Raw genomic sequence first — 14,725 nt, forward strand, 5'->3', positions numbered from 1 at the left:
CCCGTCACTTGTGTTGTCACCGCAGGAGGCGGGCCGTAAACGGCGTATCAGGCATAGGGTGCGGGTATCACCGAACCGGGCAGAGGAATCCCGTCATCTGCCGTGCAGGCGCGAGGAGTTCGGGGATGATGCATTGGTTCGAGGGGCCGCTGGCGGCTTTTGACACCGAGACAACAGGCGTGGACGTCGAGGAGGACCGGATCGTCTCGGCCGCCCTCGTCGTCCAGGACGCGGCGGGCGGACGGCTCCGCACCACCCGCTGGCTGGTCAATCCGGGGATTCCGGTGCCGCCCGGCGCCACCGAGATCCACGGTCTGACCGACGACCATCTGCAGCGCAACGGCCGGTGGCCCGCACCGGTCGTCGAGGAGATAGCCCGGGCGCTGGCGGAGCAGTGCGCGACGGGACGGCCGCTGGTCGTGATGAACGCGCCGTTCGATCTGACGCTGCTGGACCGGGAGCTGAGGCGCCACCGCGCGTCCTCCCTGGCCGGCTACCTGCGGAACAAGCCGCTGTGCGTGCTGGATCCGCGGGTGCTGGACAAGCACCTGGACCGCTATCGCAAGGGCCGTCGCACGCTGACGGATCTGTGCGAGCTGTACGGGGTCACGCTGGACGGCGCGCACGACGCGGCGGCCGACGCGGCGGCGTCGCTCGAACTGGTGCGGGCGGTGGGGCGGCGGTTCTCCGCCCGGCTGGAGCGGCTGTCACCGGCGGAGGTGCACTCGCTGCAGGCGGTGTGGCACGCGGCTCAGGCGCGCGGGCTGCAGGCCTGGTTCGAGAAGAGCGGGACGCCGGAGGCGGTGGATCCGGCGTGGCCGTTGCGTCCGGAGCTCCCCGCGGCGGCCTGACCGGCGCCGGGTACGCGAAAGCCGGCCCGTCGATGACACTGACGGACCGGCTTTTCCCGGGTGGGCGATACTGGTTTCGAACCAGTGACCTCTTCGGTGTGAACGAAGCGCTCTCCCACTGAGCTAATCGCCCGGGAACGGGTTGAACCATACAGGGCTCGGAGCCCTGGGTTCAAACTCCTACTCAGTGGCGGACTGAGTAGCCGTACGCATGCACGAGGGTGTGGCGGCCGACACACTCCCGTACATGAGACATCTGCCGCCGCCCGCCGAGGAATTGGCCCTCCTCGATCATGAACTGGCCCGGCTGGACGCCCGCCGGCTGCAGTTGCTGAACCGCCGCGCCTGGCTGCTGAGCGTGCTGCGTGCGCCGGCCGCTCCCTCCCCTCCTCCGCCGCCGCCTGCCTTCCGGCCGAACGTCCCTGCCGCCCCGTACACCCCGGTGGCGCCGGTGCACGGTACGCAGAATGTGCTGCTGGTCCTCGGTGGTCTGCTGCTGACGGTCGCGGCGATCGCGTTCACCCTGTTCAGCTGGGGCGAGATGGGCATCGCGGGCCGTTCGGCGGTGCTGGCCGTGGTGACGGCGGGTGCGCTGGTGGCGCCCGCGCTGCTGCTGGCCCGCAGGCTGCCCTCGACCGCGGAGGCGGTGGCCGCGCTGGCCCTGGTGCTGACGGTGCTGGACGCGGTCGCCCTGCACGCGGTCGCGGCTCCGGGGACGGACGGGCTCGCGTTCTCAGCGGTGGCGTCGGCGGTGCTGGCTGCGGTGTGGACCCTGTACGGGCTGCTCCTCGGCCGGCTGCGGGTGCCGCTGCCGGCGGCGGTGGTGGCGGGGCAACTGCCGCTGGTGCTGACCGCCTGGGCGGCGGGCGCGTCCGCGGCCGGCTTCGGCTGGGCGCTCCTGGTGACGGCGGCGGCGGATGTCGTGGTGGTGTCGTGGGGCCAGGGGCTCGCGGTGCGGGTCACGGCGGCTGTCGGGGCGTCGGCGACCGGGCTGATTGCGCTGCTGATCGGTCTGGATCTGTCCGTGTCGGCCGGTGGTGCGGTCGCGGCCGTGGGCCCGGGGGCGCTGCTGCTGGCGGGTGCGGGGGTGGCGCTGGCGGGGGCCTGGCGTGCCCCGAAGGAATGGGCCGTGGCGGCGGGAGCGGTGGCGGGTCTGGCCGCGGTGGCGGCGGTGGGCGGTGTGCTGCGTACGGGGCTGCCGTGGGACTGGTCGGTCGTGGTGTATCTGGTGTGCGGTCTCGCGCTGCTGCCGGTGCCGCGCCTAGGGGCCCCGCGGCCGGTGGGCCGGGGTGTGCTGGGGGCGTCCGCCGCGGTGACGGCGGGTGCGCTGGTGTGGGCGCTGCCCCTGGTGGCCGCCGCGGTGCTGGGGCCGGTGTCCGTCCTGGCGGATGTGTGGTCCGGGGCGCCGGAGGGGTTCCGGGGCGCGCTGGGGCAGTCGGTGCCCTCGGGGTCGGCCGCGTCCCCGGTGGTGCTCGCGGTGGTGGCGGGTCTTGCGGCCGCGCTCCATGTGAGGTGGCCGCGCTTGCTCCCGGAGAAGGGGTGGCGCGTCGCCGCGGCGGTCGGCGTCGTGGTTCTGGGCTGGGGTGCGGTGCCGGCGCTGCTCGCGGTGGCGGACGTGCCGTACGCGGCGGCCGTGGCCGTGGAACTGCTGCTGGTGGCGGGGCTGCTGGCGCTCGCCGTACGGCGGGGGCCGGACGGCGTCGCGCAGGCAGCGCTGGGGTGCGGGCTCGTGGGCGCGGTGAGCGTGGGGCTGCTCGCCCTGGCCGCCGAGCCGGCCACGTACGCGGTGTTCGGGGTCCTGCTGGTGCTGTTCGCGGGTGCGGCGGCCCGGCCGGGGTCGGTCGTGGTGCGGTCGGTCCTCGCCGTCGGGGCGGTGCTGTGCGCGATCGTGGTGGCTTCGGCGGCGGGGGCGTCGCTGGGGTGGAGCGCGCCGCAGTCGGCTCCGGTGGTGCTGGTCGTCCCGGCGGTGACGGTGCTGCTCGGGGCGCGGCTGAGGGGGGCCGCGGTGGCGGTGGCGCTGGAGGCCGCCGGGGCGTTCGGGGCGCTGGTCGCCGTGGCCCTCGCGGTGACGGACGCACCGTTCCTGGCGCTGGTTCTCGGTCTGAGCGGGGTGCTGGCCTCGGCGACGGCGCTGCGGCCGGAGCGCCGTCGGGCGGCGGGGTATCCGGCGGCGGCGCTGTTCGTGGCGGCGGCGTGGGTGCGGCTGGCGGCCTCGGGGGTGACGGCTCCCGAGGCGTACACGCTGCCGGTCTCGGTGGCCGCGTTCGCCGTGGGGTACCTGCGGAGCCGCAGGGACCCGGCGGCGTCCTCCTGGGTGGCGTACGGTCCGGCGCTCTCGATGACGATGGTGCCGAGCCTGGTGGTGGCGTGGACCGATGCCGGCTGGCTGCGGCCCCTGCTGCTGGGGGCGGCGGCGCTGGTGGTCACGCTGGTGGGTGCCCGTCTCCGGCTCCAGGCGCCATTGGTGCTGGGCGGTTCGGTCCTGGCCCTGGACGGCCTGCACGAGCTGGCCCCTCATGTGGTGCAGGTGCTCGACGCGCTGCCGCGCTGGGCGCCCCCGGCGCTCGCCGGGCTGCTGCTGCTCGCGGTCGGTGCGACCTACGAGCAGCGGCTGCGCGACGCGCGCCGGGTGCGGGAGAGCCTGGGCCGGATGCGCTGACCTTCGTGCGTCAGTTCGGCATCCGGTCCCCCACGAGGGCGAGGTTCTCGATGGCGGCGAGTCCGTAGAGCGCGGTGTCGTTGGTGTAGACCCAGTTGGCCTCGGTCCCGGGGACCGTGGTGACGGGGCCGGTCACCTCCTCGGTCTTCCAGGGGGCCGATTCCTTGTATCCGTCGCTGTTGTAGAACTTCTCCCAGGCGCGGGCGGCGAGCTTCTCGTCGCCCGCGCGGACCGCGGCGTAGGCGTCGAGCCGTGAGTGCCCCTGGAAGAGGATGAGGCTGCCGAAGTCGGAGCCGTAGCGCGCCTTCTGTTCGGCCTTGGTCGCGTTGAAGTACCGGCAGTAGTCGAGGTACGCCTCCTCGAACTTCGGTACGTCGCCGCCCACGAGGTCGATGAGCTCGGCGCACAGCTCGTTCAGGCCGAAGACCGCCGAGAGGTGCGAGACGCTGACGACGGGCTCGGTGGCGACGGCGAACTTTCCGGTGTCGAGGTCGTACAGGCCGCTGCCCTGGACGAATCCGTTGGGCTGGGCGGCGATGGTCTCCATCGTTCCGAGGACGCGGGCCCTGGCCTTCGCGGCCTGCGGGCCGCCCCGCTCCCATTCGGTGAGCCAGGCGGAGACCAGCCCGCTCCAGTCCGTTCCGAAGCCGATGGACAGGGCGTGCCGGTCCGGTGTGTAGGGCTCGGTACGGATCTTGCGGAGCGGGTCGAGGGCGAGGAAGGTCTCGTCGGAGTCGACGTTTGCGCGCATCAGGTCACCGACGCGTTCGTCGGCGGTGAGGAAGTAGTAGAAGCGCCGGTAGGTGGTGTTGGCGATGCGCTGCTGTTTGGCGCTGTCGGCGTAGTGCTGGATGCCGTGGCGGGTCCCGAGACCGGCCCACTCGCCGAGGTGGTAGACGTCGACCTCGCCGGTGTGGCGGGTCATGGCCTCGGCGAAGCGGAAGATGTCGGCGCGGCCGGAGCGCAGATAGGCGTACCAGAGCCAGAGGTCGGGTGACAGCTCGGAGTTGTCCCAGGCGTAGCCGCCGACGTCGTAGCGCCACTGGTGGCGGGCGGGGTCGTAGGAGTGCATGACGTCGCCGTAGTCCCAGAAGCCGTACCAGCGCCGCATCTCGACCTGGTCCTTGTAGTACGTGAAGAGGAAGTCGAGGTGGTCCTCGATCTTCGCCTTGGCCGGGGTCGAGCGGTCGACCGGGGAGAACAGTCCGCCGAAGACCTTCGCGGCGATCAGCTGGGAGGGCGGCGCGACGAGCTGGGGAAGGGTGCGGACGGCCTCGGTCTGCTGCGCGAGGGCGGTGGCGCCGGGGGTGGAGTCATGGGCCCAGAAGAGGAGTTCGCTGGTGCGCGCGATGCCGTAGGGGGTGCCGAAGCCGGGTTCGTAGTCCTCGTAGGTGATTTCGAGGCCTTGGAGCTGTTCGGCGTACGTGTCCTGGCCCAGGCCGTCGTGGTAGAAGCGCAGGTCCATGGGTTCGGCCTCGGGCGACCAGAGCCACACGGTGACCTCGGCGGCGTCGGTGTGGGCGTCGCGGATGTCCAGCTGGGCGGGGAACTTCTCCCAGAAGTCGCGCAGGCCGAAGGCGAGTCCGCCGCTCGCCCCTCCGACGTATCCGAAGCCGGAGGCGCGCCGGCCGCCGCCCGCCGCGATCCAGCCGTGGCCCTTCCCGGTGCGCTTGCGGAGGGAGAATCCGTCGGCGGAGAGCTGGCTGAGGGTGTAGTCGCCCCAGGTGGGGATGAGGTGGAGGCGGCTGGTGACGCGCTGGTCCCAGGTGGCGGGGTCGGGGAGCTTCGTGCCCTCGAACTGGGCCGCCTGGACCGCGGCGCCGGGGTCGCGGCGCAGTCCGGTGATGCCCTTGACGGCTTCCCGGAGCATGCCGGTGCCCTCGCCGCCGATGCGGATGTGCCGGTCGTAGGCCTCGTCCCGCATCGGGACGGTGAAGCGGACGCCGAGGCCGCGGATGAAGTCGCCGCTCGCCTTCCCGGGTTCCTGGGTGCCGTCGAAGGTGATGGTGTGCACCATGCGGAACGACTCGGCGCCGGCGTAGAAGTAGAGCCGGACGGAGAACGGCAGCCAGGACCGCTTCCCTCGGCGGTGCTTGCCCTCGATCCGGACGACGGCGCGCACCGGGCCGCTCTGTTCGACCTCGGTGGCGGTGACGGCGCTCTCGAACCGTTCGTATGTCTCACGCCCCTGGTCGCCGTCCTCGATCTCGCCCTGCCGGATCAGGACGAGCCGTCCGTTCTTGGCGATCTCGGTGGAGCCACGGGTGAGGGAGGTGATGAGGGAGGAGCCGGACTTCCCTATCCGGGCGGTGATGACGCCGGTGGAGACGCTGACGGTGGATCCGGTGTTCTTGACGCTGACCTTGTGGGCGGGAGCGGTGGGCCTGCCCGGGCCGAGGACGAACTTCTTCGCGCCCGCGGCCTCGGGGCCCACGGCGTGTGCGGTCCACTTCGCGGAACCGTCGGGCCAGGTGGCGGTCGTCCATGACTGCACGGGGACGTCCTTGCCGTCCTCCGTGGTCAGGGCGAACGTCTGGTCCTTGGTGTACCGCCCCTTGGGCCAGGGCACCCCGAGCGTGGAACCGGGGGCCGCGCCGAGGCCCCCGGACTCCAGCCAGGTCAGGGTGACGGGTTCGTCGGTGTGCTCGGCCACAGGGGCCGCCGACGCGGGGGTGGCGCCGAGGGGCCAGCTGAACTGTGCGGCCGCGCCGGCCGCTGCCGCGGCCTTCAGGAGCGTTCTCCGGGGCATCCTGGACATGGGTGTGCCTCTCTCCGTGCGGATTCGGGAAAAAAGGGGTCGAGCGGAAACGCGTCAGCGGGCGGGCCGGCGCGCCCGCACCGCGGTGGCCGCTGCGGCGACGGCCCCGACGACGGGGACGGCCAGCGGCAGCACCAGGGCGCCGGACAGCACGACGACGGCCATGCCGCAGACGAGCAGGAGGGAGCCGGCCGGGTCGCGGACCGTGTCCCGGCCGGCCTCGGCCAGGAGGGTGCGCCACCGGGCGCCTGGCTCCCAGCAGGAGGCCGCGCGGACCACCGCGACCAGGAGACCGATCATGGCGAGGATGCCGACGGCGCCCACGAAGCGCCCGCCGGGCAGCCCTGCGCCGGCTGCCGCCAGGTCGAGCAGGAGCAGTCCCGCGGCGGCCCATACGGACGCGCCGACGAGCCATCCGCCGCGGGCGGCGGCCCGGGCGTCGTCCGCGAACTCCCGCAGGCCGCCGTGCTCACCGGCGAGGTAGCGGCGCAGGTGCCGGGTACCCGCGGCGAAGGCCGCGGGGAAGGTGACCAGGGGCAGGGCGGCGACGGCGATCCACACGCCGACGAGCAGACATTCGGAGAACAGGGCGAAGCGGTTCATGAGGCGTGAACGCCTGGCCGGGGTGCGGGTCTTCGTCGCCACGGTGTCAGCCCTTCAGGCCCGAGGTGGCCATGCCGTCGATCAGGTACCGCTGGAACGCCACGAAGAAGGCCAGCACCGGGAGCAGGGACACCAGGGACATGGCGACCATGCCGCCGTAGTCCGCGACCGCGTCCTGGTCGATGAACATCTTCAGCCCCATGGAGACGGTGTACTTGTCCGGCTCGTTGAGGTACAGCAGGGGGCCCATGAAGTCGTTCCAGGCGTTGATGAACGTGAAGATCGCGCTGGTGACGAGCGCCGGCCGGCAGAGCGGCATCACGATGGACCAGTAGGTCCTCAGGTGCCCGCAGCCGTCCAGCCGCGCCGCCTCGTCGAGCTCCTTGGGCAGTCCGCGCATGAACTGCACCATCAGGAAGACGAAGAAGGCGTCGGTGGCCAGGTACTTGCCGATCAGCAGCGGGGTGAATGTGTTGATCAGCTCCAGCTTCTGGAACAGGACGTACTGCGGAATGATCAGTACGTGGTACGGCAGCAGGAGGGTGCCGATCATGATGGCGAACATGATGTTGCGGCCGGCGAACCGTACCTTCGCGAAGGCGTAGGCGGTCAGTGAGCAGGACAGCACCACGCCGATCACCGAGCCGACGGCTATGTAGGCCGAGTTCAGGAAGAACGTCGAGATCGGGATGTCGGCGATGCCCTCGGTGAGCCGGGCGTAGTTGTCGCCGATCGGGTCCGCGGGGAACAGGTCCAGGCCGCCGATGATGTCGGCGCTGGGCTTGAACGACGCCCCGATCGTCCAGACCACCGGGTAGAGGACCACGGCGAGGATGACGAGCGCACCGAGGTGCCAGGCGAGCGCGCCGGGTCCCCGGCGGCGTACGGCTGTTGTCAGGAGACTCATCGGCCGCCCTCCTCGTAGTGCACCCAGCGCTTCTGGGACCAGAACAGCACGGCGGTGACCAGGCCGACGGCGAGCAGCAGCAGCCATCCCATGGCCGAGGCGAAGCCCATGCGGCTGTTCACGAAGCCTTGTTCGTACAGGTAACAGGTGTAGACGAGCGTCGCGTCGGCGGGTCCGCAGCTGCCGTTGCTGACGATGTAGGCCGAGCCGAAGATCTGGAACGAGTGGATGGTCTCCAGCAGGACGTTGAAGAACAGCACCGGCGAGATCATCGGCAGGGTGATGTGGAAGAACCTGCGCCAGGGGCCGGCTCCGTCCACCTCGGCGGCCTCGTACAGCTCGCGCGGGACCTGCTTGAGGCCGGCCAGGAAGATGACCATCGGTGCGCCGAACTGCCAGACGGTGAGGGCGATCAGCGCGTAGATGATCATCGAGGGGTCGCCGATCCAGCCGCCGACCTCGACGCCGAACACCTTCTGCGTACGGTCGACGATCGCGTCGTCCGAGAAGAGCGCACGCCAGACGATGGCCGCCGAGACGCTCGCACCGATGAGGGACGGGGCGTAGAAGGCCGCCCGGTAGAACGACTGACCCCACCGCTTCTGGGCGAGCAGCATGGCGACGGCGAGTGCGGCCGCCAGCTTGATGGGGGTGCCGATCAGCACGTACCAGGAGGTGACCTTGACGGACTGGCGCCAGCGGGGGTCGGCGAACATGTCGGTGAAGTTCTGCAGGCCGATCCAGCGAGGCGCCTCGAACAGGTTGTACTCGGTGAACGACAGGTACAGCGAGAACACCATCGGCCCGGCGATCAGGAACAGGAAGCCCGCGATCCAGGGCGACATGAACAGATAGCCGGCCAGGTTCTCGCCCCGGCCCCGCCGCTCCGGGGCGACGGGTGGCGCGTTTCCTCCGGGACCGCTCCGCTCGGCGCCGGAGCGGTCGTCCCCGGCGGCGAGAACGCCCGGGGAGGTGTGGATGTGAGTCACCACGGTCCTCTCAGTTCGAGGCGAGGGCGGTCTTCGCCTCGGAGAAGAACTGCTTCACGGAGTCCTTCGGCGAGGTCTTGCCCAGGGACAGGTCGGCGCCGATGCGCAGGAAGGCCGCCTCGATGACGTCCGCGCCGGCGGGGTGCGGGGTGATGGGCTCCAGGACACCCGCGTCTGCGATCGCGGTCTCGTACGCGGCGATGGCCTTGCTGGGGGCGTCGGCCGGCTCGTAGGCCTCGAACTGCGCGGTGGTGGCGGGCACTCCGCGGTCGTAGCCCATGATCCGGGCGACCTCGGGGTCATGGGTCATGAAGCTGATGAAGGTGGCCACCTCGGCGGGGTGCTTGGTGCGCGCCGAACCGCTCAGCATCAGCGACCCAAGGTACTGGCCGGTCTTCTTGCCGTCGGTGCTCGGGATGGGCGCGAGGCCGTAGCTGCTCTTGCCCTCCGCGCTGTAGCGGACCGAGAAGTTGTCCCAGGTGAACTCGCCGGCGGACAGGCCCTTGGCGGTCGCGGAGGCGGGCTTGATCTGCTCGACCTTGCCGGGGTCGGCGTAGAGCCCTGCCTTGACCCGATCGAGGGCCTCGGTCCAGTACGGCAGCAGTTCGGCCTCGCCGAAGCCCATGCCGTCCTCCGTGAAGAAGGCCTTGCCGTTCTGGCGGAGGATCAGGTCGTAGAGGTACATCACACCGTGCGGCCCCGCGTCACCCGCGATCCCCTGCCCGCGCTTGATCTTCTCCAGGCCGGCGAGCCAGTCGTCCCAGGTCCAGCCGATCTCGGGCGCGATGCCGGCCTTCTCGTACACCTTCTCGTCGATGACCAGGGCCATCGAGTTGCTGCCGACCGGCACGCCGAGCAGCTTGCCGTCGATCTCGGCGAACTTCTCCAGCCCGGAGCGGAAGCCGCCGAGGTCGAGGTTGCCCTTCTCCACCTGGGGGCTGAGGTCGAGGAGGACGTTCTTCGCCTCGTACTTGCGCAGGAAGGTGACGGCGTTCTGGATGACGTCCGGGGGGTTGCCGCCGGCCGCCTGGGTGTTGAACTTCTTCCAGAAGTCCGCGTACTGCTGGAAGTCCGTCTTCACCTTGATCTTCGGGTGCTTCTTCTCGAAGAGGCCGACGCACTGCTGGATCTTCTTGGCACGGTCGTCCGCGCCCCACCACGAGTGCCGGATGGTGACCGGACCGCCGGAGCCGCTGCCGCCCGAGCCGCAGCCGGCCGCGGTCAGCCCGAGACCGGCCGCGGAGAGGCCGGCCAGCTTCAGCAGCTGCCGCCGGTCCATGCCGTTGTTACGAGACATAGCTCGCCCCCACCGTTCGCATTGAATCGTTTTAGAAAGCGCTTGCTGGGTCAAAGTAAGGAGCGACAGGGGGCGCGTCAACGGTTAGGACGAAATTTCGGCGGCCGGACGACAGGCCGAACAACCGCACGGGGCGGCGGCGACGGGGACCCATGGAAACGCCGATGGCCCGGAAGCTTCTCAGAAGCTTCCGGGCCATCGGTCCGGGGTGGGCGATACTGGGTTCGAACCAGTGACCTCTTCGGTGTGAACGAAGCGCTCTCCCACTGAGCTAATCGCCCCGGCGCACCGCAAACATTACCCCATGTCAGCGGCGCCGCGGGACCACCGGGGCCACGTCCGCGTCACTGCTCGATCTTCCACGGCATCACTATGCCGAACTTCCAGACGTAGATCCCGACGAGCACCGCGATGATCACGAGCCCCACCGTGGTGAGGATGATGTTGCGCCGCCGGACCTTGGGGTCGAGGGCCCGCTGGGCGGCTTCGGTGACCTTGCGCCGGGTCCAGCGCAGGACGAGCTGCGCCCAGACGAATTCGGTCGCCCAGATCGCCATGCCGCCGAAGATCACCAGCCACCCGGGACCGGGCAGCGGAAGCATCACGATGCCCGCCCCGACCACGGCGAGGCCGACGACGAAGATCCCGACCTGCCAGCTCAGGTGGAGCACCCTCGACCCCTTGATGAACCCGGGCGCCCGCGAGCCCAGCTCACGCTCCGCCGTACGTTCGTCCCCCGTGGCGGAACCGGCGGCCACCGTCGCGGCCACCTCTTTCCGCTCGTCACTCTCCGCGTTCATGAAGCCCAACCTACCGGAACCGCGATCGTCACCGGAATGGACGCATGACCCAAAGTTACACACCGCTGTGCGAGGGACCTGAAGCATCACAAATAGGTCAGAGGGGTTTACAACGGCACCGTAGGTGGCATGTCGATTTCGCCGACGTGCGAATCCCCGAGCGCACACTGAGCGAAAGGCCCTGGCGCTTATGAACACCACGGTCAGCTGCGAGCTGCACCTGCGCCTCGTTGTGTCGAGCGAGTCCTCACTGCCTGTACCCGCGGGCCTGCGGTATGACACGGCCGACCCCTATGCCGTGCACGCCACCTTCCACACCGGAGCGGAGGAGACGGTCGAATGGGTTTTCGCCCGTGACCTCCTTGCCGAGGGGCTGCACCGGCCCACCGGCACCGGAGACGTCCGCGTCTGGCCATCACGTAGTCACGGTCAAGGCGTCGTCTGCATCGCACTGAGCTCCCCGGAGGGCGAAGCCCTGCTGGAAGCCCCGGCGAGGGCCCTGGAGTCGTTCCTCAAAAGGACCGACGCCGCGGTCCCGCCCGGAACCGAGCATCGTCACTTCGACCTCGATACGGAGCTCTCACACATCCTGGCCGAGAGCTGAGCCAGGCCGAGAACTGCGGGACGCCGTCCGACTCGGGGAGACGGCGTCGCGCGGACAACCTCATAGGGCAGACACCGGCGCCGTCGCCGCGGAACCCACCGCGGCGGCGGCGCCGCTGCGCGCACGGGCCGAACCGGGCGGGGCGAACCGGGCGGGCCGGTCGCTCGAGGCCGACGTCGCCACACCCGCATCGTTCGCCCCACGCGCCTCACCTCTCCCGCCGACAGGGCCTCCTGGGCCATCAGGAGGCCCCGCACGCGTCGGCGGCACGTCCGGCCGGGAAAAGGGACCGGCCTCCCCCGCCGAGCCCACACCGGCCCCTGGGCGCCTTCGCCGAGCCAGTAGAGTCAGCCCGCATCGGCGGGCACCGGTCCGCCGGAGGCCAGGGAGCGAAGCGTGCTGATCCCACACGACACCCGGATCGCCCTCGAAACGGTGGTCGATCTGGTGAACACCGCACCGGAGAGCGGAGCGGACGACGGGCTCGCGGAGCTCACCGCGCTCTACGCCTTCGCGGAGCGCCACCACATCAGCGGCGTCGGAACCCTCGGCGACAAGGACCTGCGCGCCGTGCAGGACGTCCGGGGCCGGTTCGCCGAGATATTCGCCGCGCCCGACGCCCGCACCGCCGCGGACCTCGTCAACAGCCTGGTGGCCGCCGCCGGCACCACCCCGCAGCTCACCGACCACGACGGCTACGACTGGCACGTCCACTACTTCGCGCCGGACGCCTCCGTCGCGGACCACCTCGCGGCCGACTGCGGCATGGCCCTGGCCTTCATCGTCGTGGCGGGCGAGCAGGAACGGCTGCGGCGCTGCGAGGCCCCGGACTGCCGGGACGCCTTCGTCGACCTGTCGCGCAACCGCTCCCGCCGCTACTGCTCCAGCCGCACCTGCGGCAACAGGCTGCACGTCGCCGCGTACCGCGCCCGGCGCCGGGAAGCCGCGCGCTGACCGTCGGCGCACGCGCCGTGCGGCCGTCCTCCGGGACGGCGCCGGGGGCGGTGGGCATCCGGGCCCGGAAGCCGCTCACGAGGGAGAGAACCTGGCGGCCGCTCACAGCAGGAAGAGATCGTGCAGGGCGGCCATCAGCAGCAGGCCGCCGACCACGGTCAGGAAAATCATCAGCGGCGGCTGGGAAAGCGCGAAGAGGCAGCCACGCGGCTCTTCGGCGGGGGGTGCGGGGGCGTCGCCCCGGGATGTGTCCACCATCTCGTAGCGATCATGACCTAGAGCGAGCCCTGTTGGCGATCAACGAACCCTTTCGCAGGGTGAGTTCACCACTCCAGGATGAACGGATTCGCTCCCGCGCCCGAAGATCATCCACGCGTTCGCCCCGGGTGCCTCCGGCGCCCGGCGCTGCCGGGCGTCGGCCCCCTGATCAGCGTGGCGCGGCGCTGGAGGCCCGTACGACGAGTTCCGGCTGGAGCACCACGCTGCGGTGCCGGTGGGCGCCGTCCTCGTCGTCCGCCTCCTCCAGGAGGAGCTCCGCCGCCATCCTGCCCATCACCACGGCGGGCTGCCGTACCGAGGTGAGGGGCACGGCGGCGGCCGCGGCGAATTCGATGTCGTCGTAACCGACGATCGCGATGTCCTGCGGCACCCGCACACCGGCGGCGTACAGCGACTGCAGGACGCCGAGCGCCAGCAGGTCGTTGGCGCAGAACACGGCGGTCGGTCTGGGCACGAGGCCGAGCAGCCTGGCCCCGGCGTCGCGGCCCGCCGCCACGTCCAGGCGGTCGGAGGGAATCTCGACGAGCGCCTCGGGGCCGAGCCCTGCCTCGGCGAGCGCCGCGAGGGCGCCCTCACGGCGGTCCCTGATCTGGTGGAGGTCGCCGGGGCCGCTCACATAGGCGACGGAGCGGTGGCCCGCCGAGACGAGGTGCCCGACGGCCAGCATGCCGCCGCGCACGTCGTCCACGGAGACCGCGCAGGTGTCGGTGGTCGCCGCCACCCGGTCGACCAGCACGTAGGGAATGCGGTGGCGGGCGAAGGCTTCGAGGTTGCCGCCGGTGGCGTCGGCCGGGGTGACGAGCACCCCGCAGACCCGCTGCTCGGCGAAGAGCCCGAGGTATTCGGCCTCCTCCTCCGGGCTCTGGCCGCTGTTGCAGACCATGACCCCGAGACCGGCCTCCCGGGCCGCGCGCTCGGCGCCGCGTGCGACATCGACGAAGAACGGGTTGCCCATGTCGAGCACCAGCAGGGCCATGATGCGGCTGCGGCCCGCCCTGAGCTGCCGGGCCGATTCGCTGCGTACGTATCCGAGTTCCTCGATCGCCGCCAGGACACGGGCCCGGGTGTCGGGGAGCACCGCCTCGGGGCGGTTGATCACATTGGAGACCGTGCCCACGGAGACTCCGGCCTGCCGGGCCACGTCCTTGATCCCTGCCACACGCGCCACTTGCCCTGCCCCACTGATGCATCCGGCAACCGCGCGTCGGCGCCGGTCCTGGTCCACGGACGAACGTACGGCGTGGTCCGTCGCGCCGCCGGCCGGGCCGCGCCCGCCGATTGAATTGTTTCAATCCGCTCGGGACGCTAACCGCATCCACCGGATACCGTCAAGATCGGGGCGACGCGACCCGAATATACCGAGGCGTGCGATGCGTTCGGGCGCCCTCTGGACCGTAGCTCGCCATGAATCGATTCATGGCCTACGCGCGGCCGAGCGGCCGGTCAGATCCCGTGCTTCTTCAGGATGGCCTCGATGTCGCTGAAGTCGTCACCGGGCGCGGCAGCCTGCTGCTTCTTCTTCGCCCTGCCCTGCGTCTGCTTCTGCGTCTGCGCGGCCGTCGCCCCGGCGCCCGAGGTCAGTGACGGTGACGAGGCCGCCGGTGCGACCGCGGCGCCGCGCTCCGCGGACCTCGCGGCCCTGCGCTCCTTGCGGGTCGAGCCGCTCCGGCGCTCCACGGCGCGCGTGGTCATGAAAAGCAGCCACGCCACGGCCAGCAGCCCGAAGCCGATCCAGACGCTCGGCTTGAAGGCGATGTCCGACACCCACTCGACGACACCGGTCATGACCAGGCCGACGGGCACCAGCGAGTAGGCGGCGATCCGGGTCGCCGTGAGGAACCGCTTTCGGTACGCGGTGATCGCGGCGATGCCCAAACCGGCCGCAGACACCGCGGAACAGATGGTCTCGGCAAGCATCGGGGCCTCCAGCGATCGGGATACGTCCCTTCCATCCTGCACCGGTCACCGCCGCGGGGGCCACGGTGCGGGACCACATCAGGGACATTTCAGGGCCGCGGTCCTCC

The 14,725-nt window shown here is 71.0% G+C and carries 13 protein-coding genes and 2 tRNA genes; 4 read left to right on the forward strand and 11 right to left on the reverse strand.

What is annotated here, in order from left to right; translation table 11 throughout:
- The first annotated feature begins 125 nt into the window (after positions 1 to 125).
- Entirely contained in the window at positions 126 to 851 is a 726-nt protein-coding gene (locus ACIRD8_RS18670; protein WP_403992338.1) for a 3'-5' exonuclease, read from the forward strand.
- 61 nt (positions 852 to 912) lie between these two features.
- Here ACIRD8_RS18670 and ACIRD8_RS18675 read toward each other — a convergent pair.
- Positions 913 to 984, reverse strand: a tRNA-Val gene (locus ACIRD8_RS18675).
- Between the two features lie 114 nt (positions 985 to 1,098).
- On the opposite strand from ACIRD8_RS18675, the gene ACIRD8_RS18680 reads away from it, so the two are divergent.
- Positions 1,099 to 3,510, forward strand: coding sequence for an SCO7613 C-terminal domain-containing membrane protein (locus ACIRD8_RS18680; RefSeq protein ID WP_403992341.1), 2,412 nt, complete (start codon positions 1,099 to 1,101; stop codon positions 3,508 to 3,510).
- A gap of 10 nt (positions 3,511 to 3,520) precedes the next feature.
- Here the strand turns inward: ACIRD8_RS18680 and ACIRD8_RS18685 are convergent, their stop codons facing one another.
- The 7 genes from ACIRD8_RS18685 to ACIRD8_RS18715 all read right to left on the reverse strand — a co-directional run bounded on the left by ACIRD8_RS18685 (position 3,521) and on the right by ACIRD8_RS18715 (position 10,864).
- Positions 3,521 to 6,268, reverse strand: coding sequence for a Tat pathway signal sequence domain protein (locus tag ACIRD8_RS18685; RefSeq protein WP_403992344.1), 2,748 nt, complete (start codon positions 6,266 to 6,268; stop codon positions 3,521 to 3,523).
- Between the two features lie 54 nt (positions 6,269 to 6,322).
- Positions 6,323 to 6,871 carry a hypothetical protein gene (locus ACIRD8_RS18690; protein ID WP_403992828.1) on the reverse strand — a complete coding sequence of 183 codons (549 nt, stop codon included), beginning with the start codon at positions 6,869 to 6,871 and terminating at the stop codon, positions 6,323 to 6,325.
- A gap of 46 nt (positions 6,872 to 6,917) precedes the next feature.
- Positions 6,918 to 7,778, reverse strand: coding sequence for a carbohydrate ABC transporter permease (locus ACIRD8_RS18695; RefSeq protein WP_403992347.1), 861 nt, complete (start codon positions 7,776 to 7,778; stop codon positions 6,918 to 6,920).
- Positions 7,775 to 8,767: a carbohydrate ABC transporter permease gene (locus ACIRD8_RS18700; protein WP_403992832.1), complete on the reverse strand. Its 993-nt coding sequence runs from the start codon at positions 8,765 to 8,767 to the stop codon at positions 7,775 to 7,777. The genes ACIRD8_RS18695 and ACIRD8_RS18700 overlap by 4 nt, the downstream gene beginning before the upstream one ends.
- A 10-nt stretch (positions 8,768 to 8,777) precedes the next feature.
- Positions 8,778 to 10,064 carry an ABC transporter substrate-binding protein gene (locus ACIRD8_RS18705; protein ID WP_403992350.1) on the reverse strand — a complete coding sequence of 429 codons (1,287 nt, stop codon included), beginning with the start codon at positions 10,062 to 10,064 and terminating at the stop codon, positions 8,778 to 8,780.
- A gap of 209 nt (positions 10,065 to 10,273) precedes the next feature.
- A tRNA-Val gene (locus tag ACIRD8_RS18710) sits at positions 10,274 to 10,345 on the reverse strand.
- Positions 10,346 to 10,408: 63 nt separating this feature from the next.
- A complete protein-coding gene (locus ACIRD8_RS18715; protein WP_403992353.1) occupies positions 10,409 to 10,864 on the reverse strand; it encodes a TIGR02611 family protein in 456 nt (151 codons plus the stop codon).
- 190 nt (positions 10,865 to 11,054) lie between these two features.
- On the opposite strand from ACIRD8_RS18715, the gene ACIRD8_RS18720 reads away from it, so the two are divergent.
- Both ACIRD8_RS18720 and ACIRD8_RS18725 read left to right on the forward strand, forming a co-directional pair.
- Positions 11,055 to 11,468 (forward strand): SsgA family sporulation/cell division regulator, encoded by a 414-nt coding sequence (locus tag ACIRD8_RS18720; protein ID WP_003959770.1) that lies wholly within the window; start codon positions 11,055 to 11,057, stop codon positions 11,466 to 11,468.
- A 396-nt stretch (positions 11,469 to 11,864) separates the two neighbouring features.
- Entirely contained in the window at positions 11,865 to 12,422 is a 558-nt protein-coding gene (locus ACIRD8_RS18725; RefSeq protein ID WP_403992354.1) for a CGNR zinc finger domain-containing protein, read from the forward strand.
- 102 nt (positions 12,423 to 12,524) lie between these two features.
- Here ACIRD8_RS18725 and ACIRD8_RS18730 read toward each other — a convergent pair whose 3' ends face one another.
- The 3 genes from ACIRD8_RS18730 to ACIRD8_RS18740 form a co-directional block, all read right to left on the reverse strand.
- Positions 12,525 to 12,680 (reverse strand): hypothetical protein, encoded by a 156-nt coding sequence (locus ACIRD8_RS18730; protein WP_164493806.1) that lies wholly within the window; start codon positions 12,678 to 12,680, stop codon positions 12,525 to 12,527.
- Between the two features lie 169 nt (positions 12,681 to 12,849).
- A complete protein-coding gene (locus tag ACIRD8_RS18735; protein ID WP_403992357.1) occupies positions 12,850 to 13,869 on the reverse strand; it encodes a LacI family DNA-binding transcriptional regulator in 1,020 nt (339 codons plus the stop codon).
- Positions 13,870 to 14,144: 275 nt separating this feature from the next.
- Positions 14,145 to 14,618, reverse strand: a complete 474-nt coding sequence (locus ACIRD8_RS18740; protein WP_403992360.1) for a hypothetical protein — start codon at positions 14,616 to 14,618, stop codon at positions 14,145 to 14,147.
- Positions 14,619 to 14,725 lie beyond the last annotated feature (107 nt).

Source organism: Streptomyces sp. NPDC102451, assembly GCF_044765485.1.
Lineage (GTDB): Bacteria > Actinomycetota > Actinomycetes > Streptomycetales > Streptomycetaceae > Streptomyces.